Below are 16,225 nucleotides of genomic sequence, written 5' to 3'. Positions count from 1 at the left end.
TGTGATACTTAACGTTTCAGCCAAAAAGGAGAATACTCACATGCAGGAACATACCCAATCCAACTCGGTAGATACAATCGAGTCATATAGCTCGGCCCCGCATCCCTCCAAGCGCGTGCTTATCGTCACGGCGGTTGATGCCGAAAAAGATGCCGTGTTGCGCGGCCTAAAGAATGCGTCCGGATTCGAGGTTATCGCGGGAGGAGTCGGTCCGGCGGCAACGGCGGCCGCGACTGCCCGACAGTTGATGCAAGCCTCCTACGATTTCGTTGTCAGCGCAGGCATCGCCGGAGGTTTTGCCGGTCAAGCTGAGGTTGGCTCCATCGTCATTGCGGACCTCATCCTTGCGGCGGATCTCGGATCCGAAACCGAAGACGGCTTCAGCAGCGTTCAGGAGCTCGGCTTCGGAACGGATCGGATTCCGGTCGATGCTGCCGCTGCCGGCAAGCTTGTCGAGGCCTTGGAGGATGCCGGCGCAGCCGTGACCCTTGGTCCCGTGCTGACCGTATCCACCACGACGGGAACGGCGACGACGGCCGCCAGCCTTCTCCGCCGGGTGCCGAACGCCTGCGCCGAAGCGATGGAAGGGTTCGGCGTAGCCACCGCTGCCGCTGCAGCCGGGGTACCCATGCTTGAGATCCGTACTATATCCAATCAGGTCGGTCCGCGGGACCGCGGCGCATGGAAGATCAAGGAGGCGCTGCAGGCGCTTGAGACAGCAAGTTCATTACTACCGGAGGTGCTACGATGAAAATCGCTTTTTCCCCTTGCCCCAACGACACATTTGTATTTCATGCCTGGGTTCACGGTCTTATTCCCGGTGCTCCCGAGCTTGATGTATCCTATGCGGATATCGATATCACCAATCATTGGGCGGCCGCGGATCGGGAACATGACATCTTGAAAATATCCTATGCCGCACTGCCCTGGGTGCTGGATGAATACGCCCTGCTGCCCTGCGGGGGAGCGCTCGGCCGCGGTTGCGGGCCTCTCGTTCTGACGGCGGACAAGCTGACCGACGGAAAGACCCCGGACAGTCCGGCAGCGCTGTCCGGCCGGCGAGTAGCCGTTCCGAGCGAGCGCTCCACGGCTTATCTGTTGTTTCGCCTGTGGGCCGCCCAAAACGTACCCGGGGGACTCGGCGAAATCGTGGTGATGCCGTTTGACCAGATCATGCCGGCTGTCCGCGACGGTGCCATCGATGCCGGGCTGGTCATTCACGAAGCGCGATTCACGTACACGTCCTACGGATTGAAGCTGATGACCGATCTCGGCAGCTGGTGGGAATCCGATACGAATCTGCCGATCCCGCTGGGAGCGATCGTGGCCCGCAGGTCGCTGGATCTGGCCAGCATCTCGAGCTGGATCCGCTCCTCGGTCGAATACGCCTGGGAACATCCCGGGGAATCCCGGGATTATGTCCTCCGGCACGCACAGGAAATGGACCCGGACGTCGCCGATGCCCACATTGACTTATATGTCAATCCATTTACCGCAGAGCTGGGCGAAGACGGCTATGCAGCAATTTCCGCCCTGCTGAACCGCGCAGCCGATGAAGGGCTCGTGCCGCGGATCGATCCCGCGCTGCTGAAACGTCCGGAATAGCCGGAAGATAACCATCTAACGACATATTCTCTCGAAAGACCGACTGCATGCAGCGGAAGTTTTTCTTGGGAGAGTAGGAGGGGGTTCCCTCCGAAGTCAACACTGTATTTCTCTAAAAATAGAGGAACGCCCCTGAGCCCGACCAACCGTGTCCGGCTTCTCTTTTGGCGTTCCTCTTTTTCCTGCCTGCAAATCGTTTCATCCGAACTTTCCAAATCAGAACTCGTTCCTCGATATCCAATCATGCAGCTGCCTGTAAATTCCGATTATTTCATCCATGGGCATCCTCACCAGCCCGCTGGACGATGGAGCTACAAACTCACGGACTCCGTCTACGACGGAGTCCGGCTGGATTCCCCAGTCCGCCTTGGCCTTGCCGCTGTATTCGGTATACACGCCCTTGCCGACAAAACAGGCAACCTCCGGTCTGTATTCCTCCAGCTTCTTCCGCAGCGTCTCTCTTCCGAGCCTATACTCTTCGCGGGTAATGTCTTCCGCGCCCCGGGTGGGCCTGGCTACAATATTGGTGAATCCATAACCCAGTTTAAGCAATTCCCCGTCCTCTGCGGCTTCATATAAGCGTGGAGTCAAACCGGACTTATGCAGGATCCTCCAAAAATTGTTGCGCGGGTTTGCGTAATGGTGCCCCACTTCGCCCGATCGCAGACTCGGGTTAAAGCCGATAAATACAAGGGTTAATCCATAATCCAGATGATCGCTGACTTCGTCCAAGCTTGATTCCTCCTCATCATCTAATCTGGGTTCCCTTAAGTTTAATGAGAGCTCGAAGCGGCGGCGCTGTTGTTGCGTTTGCGTATTTGGTGAATGCCCATCACGACGGCAACGAGCTCCCAGTCATCGAGAACATCGCTCTCATTCTGCAGCTGATAGGCTCCGGCTTGGAGCCAGCCGCTAATGCGGGAAAATTGGGCGATGACCCTTCCGGTCTCATCCGTTATTTCATATTCATTGGAAAAGGCAGGCGAAGTGATCTCATACACGCCACGCTCCCCCGCATCGTATTCGAATTTTTTCGTAAAGAAACTCATCCGCATGCGCAGCAGACCCAGTTCTTCCCCATTGCCGCCCGTGATATTCCATTTGTTCGAGAAGAATCGGAACGAGCCGTTGCATACGGCCTCTCCCCCGGCGTTATACACGTCCAGCGAGGAGCCGAAAGCGCTCTTCAAGTCCAAGCTTCCTATTACGCGGCCTTCCCTATCCATAATATCTGTTATCCCCGAGCTAAAAAAGTTATCCTTAAAATACAAATGCATGCCCCTGCTCCCCTTCCTCGATTTCCTGCATCCCTGTTATTCATACAACGATTTGCAGGTTAAATTGTTTCAAATTTTTGCGGGAAATTCGGGAACCGATCCATGTTTCGATTGTCTAATATTCGAGGTGATGCTATTGGAGACCCTTAAATCTATGGTAGCCGTGAATGATCCAAGCACGCTGCTGAGCGGCTGGATGGAGTCCTTCGGCCAGGACGTGTGGAACTATGCGTTCTTCTTAACGAAACGCAAAGATGCGGCGGACGATATCAGTCAGGACGTGTTCCTTAGGGCTTATAAGCACTGGAATGATTTTGAGGGCCGAAGCTCGGTCAGAACGTGGCTGTTAACCATCACCCGCAACCTTTCCCTGAACTATCTCAAATCCTCCTTCATGACAAGGGTGTCTTTAACCGGCTGGATCACCTCCAAGCAGACCGAGCCTTCCGCGGAAAAAGAGTTCATGGATGCTGCGGCCGTCTCGCAGATCTGGAAATGCGTGATGGAGCTGCCGCCCAAATACCGGGAAGTGCTGATCCTGGAATTCCACTATCAGCTGCCGCGAAAAGAAATGGCCCAGCTGCTCGGCCTATCCGAAGGAACGATCAAGTCCAGACTGCACCGGGCGCGCGCCCGGATGGAAACGATGTTGAAAGGAGCGGATATCCCATGAAAACCGAACAAGAGCCGCAGCCGGATTGGATGCAGGAGCTTGCTTCCCCTCCGTTCAACGAGCCGATGTTCACCGCGAAGATGAAATCCGATGTATCGCAGAGCGCCGCAACCGGCGCCATAAGCCGTAAACGACGAAGAGCTCCAGCGCGTCTTATCAGCATGACCGCGGGCGTATTGGCGCTGCTTCTCATAGCGGCGGTATGGGGATGGCGCGAGTCCCCTGCGCTTCAACGGATGATCCCCATCCAGGGCTGGGGATACGCTGCCAAGTGGACTCCCCGAAGCGTATACACGGTGGATGGCGTGGATAAACTTCAGGTTTTTCCGGGCGGGGAAGCTACCGCGGGCTCTCCGGCCGGAGCCTGGTGGAATTTATTAACCCCGATTCAAGAGCTTGAAGGGAAAACGATCAGCATATCCGCCGTTCACCGGGATACGGGAACTACCATCCAGGAGCTTGCCGAGACAAAGATTACCTCCGATATGGCTTACAATGACTTGACGCGAGTTTCTTCCCGTTTCGCACTGCCGCTTTCCGGTTTATGGCGTTTCGACGTAATGGTGGATCATGAGAAATACGGCGATATCGTTATTGATGTGCCGGATAGCAGCTGGGAGCCGAGCCCGAACTTCGTGTCCGGCAGTTATGCCATGAGCGGCGTCGAAGGGCGCTTGGGCTTTATATATCCAGACCTTATCGCTGGCAAGCCGAACAAATACATGTGGCATTTCTGGGGTCGTGACGAAGAATTAACGGGGGATCTGGTCATTACCGCGGTGAAACAAAATTCGTCCGAGATCATTGATGTATTTAAGGTTGCCGGTTTAAGGCCTTCCCCCTTAAACGGTGCCGATGCAGCCATACCCACCTCCATGTCACTTCCTTCCCCGGGACTTTGGCGCATTATGGTCTCGATCGACGGTCAATTGTTCGGCAGCGTCATAGTCGAAGTTGCTAAACCTTAAATTTGGCGATGTCGCAAGATACATGAGCCGCAGACCGTTAACACAAGCACGCCTCATGGCAAGCCTCTTCGTGCAATCATGGAGGAAACCGCTGCCTTGACCCTGCCGTTGAGATGAAACGAATTCCATTAAATAAGGCTGCCCCGGTCCGTAGAACATCTACAGAGAATCGGTGCAGCCTTTTTCAAGAGGAATATGACGGTTCATATTCATCTTGTTCCATCAGCCGAGATGCATTATTTCGCTTCCAATGCTTCCTTCGGCACTTCGATTTTGCTGATTTCGTTATGCTTGGAGTATTCGCTCTTCATTTTCATATCCAAGGATACCTTCTGACCCTCGGCTTCCATTGCCATCACCATGTCCAAATCCGTTGTTACAGGCAGGTAAGATTCCTTCTGCACGCCATAAGTAATATGAATGCTCTTGATATCCATTTGGTCCATCATGGCTTCCATCTGCGGATCGTTGCCCGCTTGGCTCATCATAGACTTGGCAAGCTCCTTCAGATTGTCGCCGGAGACATCCGCCGTCAGGACGTATGCGTCTCCGTCCTCCGTTACTTTGAAGTCCTTAGCGAGGGTCTTGAATTGCTCTACCTGCTGCTCAGGACTCGCACTGCTAGGATCCAGGCTGTCGCGGATCTCTTGCTCCGATTCCTTCGGAACCTGCATCCATTGACCATCCATGAGCATGTAGATGCCGTCTTCCGTTATATACTGCTTCATCTCGACCTTGCCTTCCGGCGAATCCATCACGACGTTCTGCATCATCTCCACCGGCTCGAGCGTAAGCTCCGAATCGAGCGACATATCAACGTTTTGCTCCTGTTTCTCTGCGCCTTCAACAACGATGTGCTGCTTGACATCGGCTTTCATGGCAAAGCTCTTCAAGTTTTTCGAAGCTTCGGCCGATTTTTGAAGAAGCTCGTCAGCGGTCGGCAAAGCCTCCTCCTTCGGCTCTTCTTTAGCCGGCGGCGTCTCTGCCGGAGTCGTCGTCCCTTGTTCCGCTGCAGGCGGTGTTGCTGCGGCATCATCTGCTGCTTTGTTGTCTTTGCCGCATGCTGTCATGCTCATTACCAAAATTGCCCCTAGTAATACTGCTGTCCACTTCTTCAATCGAATTTCCTCCTAAAATATGTATTCCGGATTACTTACCCATTCTATACGATTTGTAACATCCGTTGATCAAAATTTCAGAAAAAGGTACACTAGACCTAATTCTGTTCAGGAGGCGTGCTCGATTGGAAAACATTCTGATTACCGGATATCGAGCCCATGAGCTCGGTATTTACAATAACAAACATCAAGGCATTCCTTATATACGCAAAGCGATCGCCAATCGTCTGGTTCCCCTTCTGGAAGAAGGCCTCCAGTGGGTAATCACCCCCGGCCAATACGGCGTGGACCTGTGGGCCATTGAGGCGACAATAGAACTAAAGTCCCAATACCCTCACCTGAAATGCTCCATTTTGACGGCGTACCAGAATCCCGAAGAACAATGGAACGATGATAAGAAAGCTTATTTTCAGGAGGTCATGAAGGGGGTAGACTTCTACGCGCCGGTCAGCAAGAGTCCCTACCAGGGGCCATGGCAGTTCACGGCCAGAGACGATTTGCTCCTCCGCAAAACCGATGGCATTCTGCTCGTGTATGACGAAGACGGCGGGGAAGCCAGTCCCAGGTTCATCAAAGAACGCGCGCTAAAGAAGCAGGCCGCGGACGGCTACCGCTTCATCAGCATCGGTTCCGAGGAAATACAAGCGGTTGCCGACGAAGAGAGCATGTCGCAGGATGATTACTAGGTCGGCTGCCCTCCGGTTACCACTTCGATCCACCGGAGGAATTGTTATTGTCCCAGCTTGATCCGCCGGACGAATTTCCGGATGACGAATCCCCCCAGCCGGAACCGCCCGAGGAATGCGAGGAACCGGAGGAGCTTCCCCAGCTGGAGCCCGATGACCGGCTGCTGTTCTGCGCTGCCGCTTTGCGGGCGTCCGCCGCGGCTCTTCTCGCTTGATCGGCCGCTCTTTGGAGCTGCTGGGCCGCCCTGCGCTGCTGCTCCAGCATTTCCTGATGGCGAATCTCCCTTTCTACCCGATCGATATATTCCGCGATATTCAACAGTTCATGCGAGGCTTCCGCATACATCCCCTGCTCAAATAACTGCTCGACTCGAAGCCGATAAGACTTGTAATTTTTCTTGAATCCCCTGCTGGCCCTCCGCGAAACTTGTTTGAAACGCTGCTCGATCTGAACGGATAGTCGTTCGGCTTCCTCCTTCTGACGTACAATGTCTTGGACCCCGTAGGCAAAATGCTCGGCATCTTGGGTACAGCTCCTCGCTGCGCTCTCCAGATAATCCAGATCATACAACGGGGATGAGAGCGCATCGCCCACGGTCTGTACATTTCTCCAAAATGAATCAGGCAGCCCTAACAGAAGCGAGTGGTTGCTCGTGACTACGTTATGAATCTGCAGGGTCTTCTGCTGACTGACAAACACTTCTTGAGCTGCTGCCAATTCACGGCGTACAGCTTGCAGCCGATCATCCAGGCCTTCAAGCGTTTCCTTCATTTCCCGTACCCATTGCAGCACGCGGGCCATCGTCATCGATTCGTTCTCAATGATCTCGCTCGCCTCTTCGAACTCCTGCACCTCGTCGTGCGTCAAGCGTTCGGCCTCCGGAAGTTTACCGTCCGCCATTCGGACCTCCTGCGATTCCTTCGCCAAAGCCTGCTCCCAGCTTTGCCAATGTCTCGGTACATACTGGCTTCTGCAATGATTCAGCATCGATTGCAGCACGGAGCTTTCGTTATGAAATTGTTGTATTTGCCCATACAACCGATCCAGATCGTTTCGATTCTGTCTTCTCAGCTCCGCCTGCCGTCTAGTCATGCCCAGCGCCTCTTTCAGCATAGCGTGCGCACGTTCCGAAGACTTGCGAACTTCCCCCATATTCCCTTGGCGGAGATAATTTTCCAGTTGGTTCATCTGCTCCCGGGCATCATCCAGCCGCTCAAAAGGCCGGACCTTGATCCGATACAACTGGTGGGTTTCTATGATCTTAACAATCTCGGCGCGAATAGCCGCCGACTGATCCGAAAATTCATGAGCTTCCTTAACATAAACAGCCACGTCTTCGATGTTGCTCTTGCTCATGGAGTGCTTCTGCTCGGCTGCCTTTAGAACCTCCTGCGCCTCCAGCGGGTCAAACAGCTGAAGCTCGACGGCGCGCTGAATATCTTGTTCCATCCCTTCAAGCTCTTGGTACAAGATCGGAAAGGGATATCCCGTATCGGCTGCTGTCCGGTCAAGGGTTTGCTTAAGCACCGTGTAATCCGCGTGCAGCTCCGTGGTTCTCCCTTTCGCCGTTTTATCGGCATGCTCGATGACGGTAATCCGGTTATCTTCGGCCTTGATCCCATGCTCCAGCCGATCGGCGATTTTCGAAAACCGCTGGATGGCTTCATCCATGGAAGAATAACGCAGGATGAAAATCCGGGTCTCCTGCAGCTCGGTTTTACTCTCTGCGGCAGCCACCATAAACTCGGACAAACGATCTGCGATTTCCTGCACCGCTCTGCCTGTCTTGCCTTGAGCAATCCCCTGATAGGCGCCTACCTTCTCGAGACTTGCGTTGCATTTGACCAGTAATTCAGCGAACTGCTCCGAAATCATGGACAGTTTGCGCTTTTTAAGGTAACCCCTGATCAACATAAAGATCAGCGTGATTCCCAATCCCCCAGCAACCATTTCGATCCATGGGAGCTTCGGAAACTCGATCTTCAGAGGGGCGGCGGTATCTGCCGTGGACGTTGACCGGGTTGTTTCATCCGTGGATTTGACGCTCCCCTTGTTCTCGGTTGCCGGTGATACCGCCTCGGCCTTATGATCATCTCCCTGAACGGGATCTTCACCGGCGGGCAGAGCTGCCAGGCGATGGACCTGGTGGATCATGCTCGCGCTGGCCTTCGAGAAACTTCCCTCCTTCGCATGCGGTATGAAATAAGCGTCCAGCATGGCGGTTATGGCGGAACTGCCGGTACCCTTCCCCTTACTCCTGCTCCATTCGTCGATGGCTTGCTGCAGCCGCGGATTGTTAAAATTGAATTCCACGCTCCGGTCTCCCGAAGAGATCAGCAGCAAAACATCCGCCGTGCCCAAATTCCAGGCATCGTACGCTGCATTGGCATAATCCGTCGGACTTTGACCTTCCAAACCCGGAACCGTCAATACAAAGACACGGATCTGCTCCCCTTTGGCGATTTTACTCAAATACTGCCGCTGCGACGAATCAAACAAGCCGGCCGTATCTCGCACCAGCCCTTGTTTGGACGGAATACCCGCAGCCCATACCGATGTGCCGGTCCCTATGATCAGAACCAGCATGACAATCAACCATCGCATACGTTTCATTTCAAGCCCTCTCCCCCATTCGCTACAAACCAAAGACCTTTCTATATATATCGGATATCCAGGCCAACATAAAAAGCCATCTCTCAACTTTGCTCACGCTGGCTAAATCGTTCATCCCCAAGGTTTACGCAATATACCTCGGTATCGTGTCAAATTTTTGAAAAATGGCTCTTTTTATGTTTTTTCTATGCCAGCAGATAGTCGTCAATGCTGGTATGCGCATAACCATGAGCTGCCGCCACGGCTTCATAGGTCACTTTGCCTCCGATGACATTGATGCCCTTGGCCAGCGCCTTGTCGTGGCGGGCGGCAGACCGGATTCCGTTGCTTGCTATTTTCAACCCGTAGGGTGCCGTTACATTGGTCAATGCCATGGTGGAGGTACGGGCTACGGCGCCCGGCATATTGGCAACGGCATAGTGGATGACGCCATGTTTTTCATAGGTCGGATGATCATGGGTGGTGATCCGGTCGATCGTCTCGATCGAGCCTCCTTGATCAATCGCCACGTCCACGATGACCGATCCCGGGCTCATCTCTTTCACCATCTCTTCCGTGACGAGGCGAGGAGCCCGGGCGCCGGGAATCAACACCGCACCCACGACGAGATCGGCGGCCTTAACCGTTTCCGCAATGTGATACGGATCGGACATGATCGTTTTGACCCGCCCTTGAAAGAGATCATCCAGCTGACGAAGCCGGACGGGATTAATATCAAGAATGCTGACGTCCGCACCGAGTCCCAGCGCAATTCGTGCCGCATTGGTGCCGACGATGCCGCCCCCGATGACGGCGACCTTGCCCGGAGCAACCCCCGGGACGCCGCTTAGCAGCACGCCTTTGCCGCCATGCGCCTTCTCCAGGAAATGCGCCCCGATCTGAATGGACATTCTTCCCGCCACCTCGCTCATCGGGGTCAGCAGCGGCAAGCTGCCATCCGCCAGCTGTATCGTTTCATAAGCAACGGCGCTCACCTTGCGGTCCACCAGCGCTTTGGTCAGCTCCGGTTCGGGGGCCAGGTGCAGGTAAGTGTATAGAATCATTTCCTCCTGGAAGTAGTCATATTCCTCCTGCAGGGGTTCCTTTACCTTCACCACCATCTCGGCTTTCCAAGCCTCCGCAGCCGTTGCAACCACTTTGGCTCCGGCCGCCTCATAATCTTCATCGGTAAAACCGATCCCCAGACCGGCTCCGGATTGGACAAGCACTTCATGCCCGGCATTCCTGAAACTGATAACGGTACCCGGCGTCATGCCTACGCGGTTTTCGTTATTTTTGATTTCTTTGGGAACCCCAATAATCATTCCCATGGCCTCCTTCGTGGTCAGCTTTGCCTATCTAATTGCATTGTACCCATTTTTACCCAAACTGTGTACCTGTCTAAGGTCAGGGATTGTCCATCCGAATTTTCATCTATATATCCGTAGTATATGCCGGGACAAGAGGAACGGCATACAAAAAATCACTCCCGGCAGACGGATTATAACGGATTTTTGTCCGTTATACCATCCTCTGCCAGAAGTGATACCATACTTGCGTATACATGAAAGACTTGCCTTGTAATCTCTGATTGCCTTCGCTGATGTGCAATCTGCTTACACTTTTTCGCGATCTTTCCCTTTATCGGATTCACCTGCGTTTTTATTCGCTTTCTCCCGATCGAGCTGCATCTCCTCCACCGTTTTCACCTTGAGTCTGGCTGCGCCTTCATACGAGCGGGTCGGGATCAGATTGCCGGCCGCCAGGCGATCCTTCGCCTCGGCGATCGAAGCCGAATACTGAGGAAGCCATGCTTCACCGGCTACCAGCATTTCATCAACCAGCTGCCAGATTTCCTTCGGATTGCATACCGCACCGACCAGCGGATCCATCATAAACGCCTGCCGAAGCAGCTTGTCATCTCCATGAACCGCCGCTTCAACCGCCAGCCGTTGAACGGATATGCTTACGCTGCATACGGCAGCCGGGCCAAGAGGCAAATTCCCGACAAGCGGCATGGAAATGCCGTTGCGGTCAACGTATCCCGGCGCCTCGATGACGGCATCCTCCGGCAGGTTGGCGATAATGCCTTCATTCACCACATTAAAGTGTCCACGGTATACCCTGCCGGTCTCCAAGCCTTCAATGATGTAGGAGCCGTGCTCCTCTCCCCGGTGCTCCGGCTTGAATTCCATTGCCGGATCCTTCATCCAGTTCGGGAAATCGGTCTCGAACCAGTTGCGCCCCTCGGTGCAAACTCGCAAATACCCGCCCGTCTCTCCGTTGATCCAGCTGCTGAGATCAATCCACTCCGTAATTTCCTCCGGCCGTTTACGGTACCAAGGCACGTATTCGCTTAGATGGCCGTTGGATTCGGTGCTGTAATATCCGAAACGCCGGAGCATATCGATGCGGACCTTCTCCGTTCTGCTGTACTCCGGATGGCGCTCGAACGCCTCCAGCAGCCCGGCCGTCAAGTCCTTGCCTTGATGCGAAGCTTGAATATACCAGGTCTGATGATTGATTCCGGCACAGACAATATCGACGTCCTGTTTCTTTAAACCGTAAACCTCGGCAATCTGGTGGTGCCCATGCTGCACGCCATGGCATAAACCCACCGTCCGCACGCCTCCATACCGATTGCATGCCCATGTCAGCATGGCCATCGGATTCGAGTAATTCAGCAGCAGGACATCGGGCGCGCACACCTCGCGAATATCCCGGCAGATGTTCAGCATCTCGGGGATTCCCCGCTGGCCGTACATGATGCCTCCTGCGCAGAGCGTGTCGCCCACGCACTGATCGATGCCGTATTTCAGCGGAATGTCCACATCCGTGCGGAATGCCTCCAGACCGCCCACGCGGATGGTGCAAATGACGTATTTGGCATCCTGCAGTGCCTGCCTTCGATCCGTGGTGGACTGGATCGCAATCGACAGCCCGTTCTCATTAATGTCCCGCTGACATAATTCCGTGACCATCTCCAGGTTATGCCGGCTGATGTCGGTGAAAGCGACCTCGATATCCCGGAACTCCGGTACGGTCAGCAAATCGCGCAGAATCCCCCGGGTAAAGCCGATGCTTCCCGCTCCGATAAAAGCAACCTTAAATGACATTTCATCCTCTCCTAAGCTACTAATTAGATTGTACCCATTGTAGCAATGGAGGGACGGTAAGCGTTATCAAAATCATGACCTCTTGGACCCTTCGGAGTCAAAAATCCTCACTTCTTATCGTCGACATCGTCTTCACCGTAGTTCCAGGCATTCCGGTCTTTCCGAAGACGATATTCCACCGGCGTGCTGCCCGTATACTTCTTGAATAACATATGAAAATACTGCCTGCTGCCCACACCCACATAATCCGATATTTCATGGATGGGGATATCCGTCTGCTCCAGCAGCATCTTGGCCTTTTCCATTCGGATCGTTGTCAGGTACTCGGTTATCGTCCTGCCTGTCCCTCTGCGGAATACCCGGTGCAAATAACCGGGATGCAGATTCACTTCCGCGGCTACGTCCTTCACCTGAATCTGGCGGTCATAGTTCTGATGTAAATAATCGACGCTTCGTTTAATATAGAAGTCGCTCTGCTGCATGTCGCTGCGTTCTCTTTCTTCATACAAACGGGCGATGCATACCAGCAGCTGTATAAACAGCGCATGCGTCATCATCCTGCCGTCGGTACCTCTCTGATCGAGCTCAAGCACAAGGCTTTTCAGCACCGGATATACCTCCTCCTGATCAGCCAGCACCAAATAGCGGAACGGCCGCTTTAAGAGAAAAGATACCTCTTCTTCTTCTCCGACGATATGCCTTAAAGATGGCGCCTTCCCTTCACTTTCCATAAAACCGAATTCCACGTTCAGCATTCGGCATGAGGCGGCCTGATCCACGATTAACCGATGCGGAACACCGGCATCCAGCACCATGAACTCTCCTTTCTTCAAAATGACGCTCTTCTCCGTATCGCCTGCCTTCACGTCAATCCGGCATACTCCGGAAATCATATACATGATTTCGGTTGAATCATGCTGATGGTAGGGCATTTCATAATTCATCCACTGTTTATAATAATAGGCATAGAAGCGCGGGACATAATCCCCCTCTTCCAGCATTTGCTGAAACAAGCTGCCGTTCACAACCACTCCTCCTCCCCTTGACATAAGCAGAACAGCATTCGGTTTATAAAAAACGCCCCTCGACGCCACAAACTTACAGAACTCGGTGACCACGGTACGCGCATATAAAAAAGCCTGGCCCTTAGGCCAAGCTTATCATCATTATCGCAGTGGTGCTACGAGATTTTGAAAGCGGAGACGGTATGGTTCAACTCTTCGGCAAGCTCCGCAAGCGATTGTGCCGTTGCAGCGGATTCCTCGCTTGTAGCCGCCGTTTCCTCCGTGGAAGAAGAGATCGTCTCGATAGCCGTCGCCACCTCTACAGCCTGGGCCGCCTGCTCCTCGCTGGCGGCGGCAATATCCATGACTTTGCCTGCCGACTCATTCACCATGCTTGTAATATGGGCAAAGGCTTCGCCCGCTTTTTCCGTATGGATGACGCCCTGATGCACCGCCTCCACGCTATCGGCCGTATTCTTCTGCATGCCTTTGATAATATCGGCAATCTGCTTCGTGGCTCCGCCGCTTCGTTCGGCTAGTTTGCGCACCTCATCCGCCACCACGGCGAACCCTCTCCCTTGATCCCCTGCGCGTGCAGCCTCGATCGTGGCGTTGAGCGCAAGCAGATTCGTCTGCTTGGCGATATCGTCGATTACCTCGATGATTTCGCCGATACGCTGGGAGTCTGTCTCTAGCTTGGCAACATGCTCGCGTATCCGATTCATGCCTTCCACCGACTGCTGGACGATTCCGCTGCCTTCCGCTGCAATCCCGGAAGTCTGGTTCACAAGCTCGGACGCTGCCGATGCATCGCTTGCAACGGAATTGATGGCATTGGACCATTCCTGGAACAATTCGCTGACCGTTTGCACGGATTCAGCTTGGCTGCTGCTGCCCACCGCAAGCTCCTCGGCACCGGCCGACAGCTGCTGCGAAGCGGCGGCTACCGAGGATGCATTCATATTCACTTTGCCGATCATTTCCCTCATGCTCTCCAGCAGCTGGGCGAACACCCGGGACAACGTTCCGATCTCATCCGCCCTGCGAAGATAATCCGCGGGAACCTCCTGCGTGAAGTCTCCCTTGGACATGGACTCGCCGATCGCTACGGAAACGCCCAGCGGTTTCACGATGGATCTCGTTAACAGGATCACGATGACCGCCAAGGCCGCCAAAGTGATCACGCCTGCCGCTATGATGGAGATGATCAAGGCATCCGAATTCGCCGTAATCTCATCCATCGGGATAATGATGGCGGCCGACCATGGCGTTTCGGTCAATCCGGTCTTAATCGGCGTATACAGCTTGTACAGCGCGGAGTCTTCCTCGGTATAGACATCCCCTTCCCGAATGGCATCCAGTATGAGGGGAACCGTCTTGCCAGGATATGCTTCTTCCAGCTTCTGTCCCATCAATCCGTCCTCCGGCGACGTTACGATCACGCCGGTATTCGAATAAATATGCGCATACCCCGTATCAAATAACCGGAATTGCTCCATGACGCTTTGCAGATGTGCGAGGGATACATCGACGCCCACCACGCCGACGGTCTTGCCGTTATCGATAATCGGCACGACGAGCGACGTCATCATGACATCCTCGTTGCCTACTTTGAACTCGTACGGATCCATAATGATCTCTTTGCCGCTGTTCTTCGCCAGAAGATAGAAGTCGCCTTCCCCTTCCTGCTCGTAATCCTCTATAATCGAACGTTCCAGACCCGCTTCCGTCCTTGCCCAGTAGGACATCATGCGTCCCGAATGGTCGCTGCCGAGTTTGTTTCGGTAATCGTTATCCCGGCCGTCAAAAGCATCCGGCTCCCATAACGTCCAGATTCCTTTCCAGGACGGATTATCCTCCAGGTTTCTTCTCAATATTTCATTAATGGCTTGACGATTCGTTGTGCCGGTCTCTTTCATGCCAACGAAGCTTACGGCCAAAGTACGTGCAGAGTTCATGACATCGTCAAGTTCGGCCTGGACCAGCGCGCCGATCTTCTCACTCGTCGTCACTGCAAGCGTCTTCGCCGAATCGAGAGCTTCTTCCGTTGTCGTCATGCTGATATAGGTCATCATGCTGCCTAAAAATATCGTGATTGCTCCCAAAATAATAAGCAGCATGCGACTTTGAAGTTTCATCGCAAACAGAGATTTCCATCGTTTCATTATGAGTCACCCTCGCTTCTTCCGGCTGTTAAATTCATTCCACTCTTCTTCAAGCTGCGCCAAAACTTCCTCAATCTCTTCCCGTGACAAGAGATCATCGACGCCATATTCAAATAGGTCCTTTGTCATGCCGCAAGTTACCACCCTTCCTACTTACAGACTATATCCATCCAGTAACATAAGCATATACACTTGCTTACCGTTCGTAACCGAAATTCTCTTGCGTGCTCACGCAAGAATTTTGCGGGATGCCTTGCGGTTTATTGTCGAATCTTTACGAAATGAATCGGAGTCATGTCGAAACATGCTTTGGATATCGTCTGAACTTATAGAAAAAAGACCGAGTTTATCAGCTTATCTGAACAAAATCGGAATCCGACAGAATCCCCATCTGCTTCGCTTTCAGCGCAGCCTCTATGCGTGACTTCACATTCAACTTCTGGAACAGGTTGGTTAAACAGTACTCCAGTGAACGCTGGCTCATGATGACGGTGCCCGCAATTTCCTTATTGCTCTTTCCCCGAGCGATTTCCTTGAGAATGCTGTATTCTTTATCGGTTATAGACTGGGCTGCCGGCGCACCCGCCGTCCGTTCCGGGCCATTCGCGGTCACGCGGCGGAGCTGCTTCACAAGTGTCAACGGAAGAACCACTTCGCCTCGCAGCGCACATCGAACAGCCGTCACCAGCTGCTCTTTGCCTGATGTTTTCGAGACAAAACCAGCCAGTCCCGCCTCCATGATCAAGTTAAAATGATTGCTGACTTCAAAGCCCGTATAGATCAGCATCACCGCGTTCGGAGCGATCCGGAGGATCTGCTTGGCCAAATCGATTCCGTTCATCCCCGGCATATGCATATCGATCAGCATCACGTCAAAGCGCTCCGTATGGACCAGTTCCAGCGCGCGCTCCGGCGTATTCGCAAGCTTTACGAACATATCCTTTTCCTGTTCGAGCAGCACCTTGGTTCCCTCCATCACCGAGGGATGGTCATCCACCAATAAAATATCGATCTTCATAA

The 16,225-nt window shown here is 53.5% G+C and carries 15 protein-coding genes; 5 read left to right on the top strand and 10 right to left on the bottom strand.

What is annotated here, in order from left to right; translation table 11 throughout:
* Positions 1-40 precede the first annotated feature (40 nt).
* Together MHI43_RS06870 and MHI43_RS06865 are read left to right on the top strand one after the other, a co-directional pair.
* Positions 41-751 carry a futalosine hydrolase gene (locus tag MHI43_RS06870; protein ID WP_036662471.1) on the top strand — a complete coding sequence of 237 codons (711 nt, stop codon included), beginning with the start codon at positions 41-43 and terminating at the stop codon, positions 749-751.
* The gene (locus MHI43_RS06865; RefSeq protein ID WP_015733883.1) at positions 748-1,605 is read left to right on the top strand and encodes an MqnA/MqnD/SBP family protein; all 858 of its coding nucleotides are present in this window, start codon (positions 748-750) and stop codon (positions 1,603-1,605) included. Before MHI43_RS06870 ends, MHI43_RS06865 begins: the two co-directional genes overlap by 4 nt.
* Positions 1,606-1,821: 216 nt before the next feature.
* On the opposite strand, the gene MHI43_RS06860 is transcribed toward MHI43_RS06865, so the two are convergent.
* Together MHI43_RS06860 and MHI43_RS06855 are read right to left on the bottom strand one after the other, a co-directional pair.
* Entirely contained in the window at positions 1,822-2,337 is a 516-nt protein-coding gene (locus MHI43_RS06860; protein ID WP_015733882.1) for a mismatch-specific DNA-glycosylase, read from the bottom strand.
* 41 nt (positions 2,338-2,378) lie between these two features.
* Positions 2,379-2,882, bottom strand: a complete 504-nt coding sequence (locus MHI43_RS06855; protein ID WP_036662468.1) for a hypothetical protein — start codon at positions 2,880-2,882, stop codon at positions 2,379-2,381.
* 154 nt (positions 2,883-3,036) lie between these two features.
* Here MHI43_RS06855 and MHI43_RS06850 point away from each other — a divergent pair, with 154 nt between their 5' ends.
* Together MHI43_RS06850 and MHI43_RS06845 are read left to right on the top strand one after the other, a co-directional pair.
* On the top strand, positions 3,037-3,555 hold the full coding sequence (locus MHI43_RS06850) for a sigma-70 family RNA polymerase sigma factor (protein WP_009591721.1): 519 nt from the start codon (positions 3,037-3,039) through the stop codon (positions 3,553-3,555).
* A complete protein-coding gene (locus MHI43_RS06845) occupies positions 3,552-4,523 on the top strand; it encodes a DUF4871 domain-containing protein (RefSeq protein ID WP_036662466.1) in 972 nt (323 codons plus the stop codon). Before MHI43_RS06850 ends, MHI43_RS06845 begins: the two co-directional genes overlap by 4 nt.
* 236 nt (positions 4,524-4,759) lie before the next feature.
* Here MHI43_RS06845 and MHI43_RS06840 read toward each other — a convergent pair whose 3' ends face one another.
* Positions 4,760-5,641 carry a DUF6612 family protein gene (locus MHI43_RS06840; RefSeq protein WP_015733878.1) on the bottom strand — a complete coding sequence of 294 codons (882 nt, stop codon included), beginning with the start codon at positions 5,639-5,641 and terminating at the stop codon, positions 4,760-4,762.
* A gap of 125 nt (positions 5,642-5,766) precedes the next feature.
* Between MHI43_RS06840 and MHI43_RS06835 the strand changes: the two genes are divergently transcribed.
* Positions 5,767-6,327 carry a DUF1273 domain-containing protein gene (locus tag MHI43_RS06835; RefSeq protein WP_015733877.1) on the top strand — a complete coding sequence of 187 codons (561 nt, stop codon included), beginning with the start codon at positions 5,767-5,769 and terminating at the stop codon, positions 6,325-6,327.
* A 16-nt stretch (positions 6,328-6,343) separates the two neighbouring features.
* Here MHI43_RS06835 and MHI43_RS06830 read toward each other — a convergent pair whose 3' ends face one another.
* The 7 genes from MHI43_RS06830 to MHI43_RS06800 all read right to left on the bottom strand — a co-directional run bounded on the left by MHI43_RS06830 (position 6,344) and on the right by MHI43_RS06800 (position 16,223).
* Positions 6,344-8,941: a septation ring formation regulator EzrA gene (locus tag MHI43_RS06830; protein ID WP_036662464.1), complete on the bottom strand. Its 2,598-nt coding sequence runs from the start codon at positions 8,939-8,941 to the stop codon at positions 6,344-6,346.
* Between the two features lie 185 nt (positions 8,942-9,126).
* Positions 9,127-10,245: an alanine dehydrogenase gene (gene ald, locus MHI43_RS06825; protein ID WP_015733875.1), complete on the bottom strand. Its 1,119-nt coding sequence runs from the start codon at positions 10,243-10,245 to the stop codon at positions 9,127-9,129.
* Positions 10,246-10,536: 291 nt separating this feature from the next.
* On the bottom strand, positions 10,537-12,036 hold the full coding sequence (locus MHI43_RS06820) for an alpha-glucosidase/alpha-galactosidase (protein WP_036662462.1): 1,500 nt from the start codon (positions 12,034-12,036) through the stop codon (positions 10,537-10,539).
* Between the two features lie 107 nt (positions 12,037-12,143).
* Positions 12,144-13,061, bottom strand: coding sequence for an AraC family transcriptional regulator (locus MHI43_RS06815; protein WP_036662460.1), 918 nt, complete (start codon positions 13,059-13,061; stop codon positions 12,144-12,146).
* A gap of 155 nt (positions 13,062-13,216) precedes the next feature.
* Positions 13,217-15,205 carry a methyl-accepting chemotaxis protein gene (locus tag MHI43_RS06810; RefSeq protein ID WP_036662458.1) on the bottom strand — a complete coding sequence of 663 codons (1,989 nt, stop codon included), beginning with the start codon at positions 15,203-15,205 and terminating at the stop codon, positions 13,217-13,219.
* A 6-nt stretch (positions 15,206-15,211) separates the two neighbouring features.
* Positions 15,212-15,334 (bottom strand): hypothetical protein, encoded by a 123-nt coding sequence (locus MHI43_RS06805; protein ID WP_255250579.1) that lies wholly within the window; start codon positions 15,332-15,334, stop codon positions 15,212-15,214.
* A 220-nt stretch (positions 15,335-15,554) separates the two neighbouring features.
* Positions 15,555-16,223: a response regulator transcription factor gene (locus MHI43_RS06800; RefSeq protein WP_015733871.1), complete on the bottom strand. Its 669-nt coding sequence runs from the start codon at positions 16,221-16,223 to the stop codon at positions 15,555-15,557.
* Positions 16,224-16,225: the final 2 nt, after the last annotated feature.

Origin of the sequence: Paenibacillus sp. FSL H8-0457 (assembly GCF_038051935.1) — a bacterium.
Taxonomy (GTDB): Bacteria; Bacillota; Bacilli; order Paenibacillales; family Paenibacillaceae; genus Paenibacillus_AQ; species Paenibacillus_AQ lautus_A.
Note: the sequence above shows the minus strand (reverse complement) of the source record. Positions and strands in the feature narration are given on the sequence as shown.

Excerpts from the sequence above, each read along its gene's own strand:
- MHI43_RS06800 (WP_015733871.1), bottom strand. The coding sequence starts at position 16,223 with ATGAAGATCGATATTTTATTGGTGGATGACCATCCCTCGGTGATGGAG.
- MHI43_RS06805 (WP_255250579.1), bottom strand. The coding sequence starts at position 15,334 with ATGACAAAGGACCTATTTGAATATGGCGTCGATGATCTCTTGTCACGG.
- MHI43_RS06870 (WP_036662471.1), top strand. The coding sequence starts at position 41 with ATGCAGGAACATACCCAATCCAACTCGGTAGATACAATCGAGTCATAT.
- MHI43_RS06820 (WP_036662462.1), bottom strand. The coding sequence starts at position 12,036 with ATGTCATTTAAGGTTGCTTTTATCGGAGCGGGAAGCATCGGCTTTACC.
- MHI43_RS06810 (WP_036662458.1), bottom strand. The coding sequence starts at position 15,205 with ATGAAACGATGGAAATCTCTGTTTGCGATGAAACTTCAAAGTCGCATG.
- MHI43_RS06865 (WP_015733883.1), top strand. The coding sequence starts at position 748 with ATGAAAATCGCTTTTTCCCCTTGCCCCAACGACACATTTGTATTTCAT.
- MHI43_RS06855 (WP_036662468.1), bottom strand. The coding sequence starts at position 2,882 with ATGCATTTGTATTTTAAGGATAACTTTTTTAGCTCGGGGATAACAGAT.
- MHI43_RS06850 (WP_009591721.1), top strand. The coding sequence starts at position 3,037 with ATGGTAGCCGTGAATGATCCAAGCACGCTGCTGAGCGGCTGGATGGAG.
- ald (WP_015733875.1), bottom strand. The coding sequence starts at position 10,245 with ATGATTATTGGGGTTCCCAAAGAAATCAAAAATAACGAAAACCGCGTA.
- MHI43_RS06845 (WP_036662466.1), top strand. The coding sequence starts at position 3,552 with ATGAAAACCGAACAAGAGCCGCAGCCGGATTGGATGCAGGAGCTTGCT.
- MHI43_RS06830 (WP_036662464.1), bottom strand. The coding sequence starts at position 8,941 with ATGAAACGTATGCGATGGTTGATTGTCATGCTGGTTCTGATCATAGGG.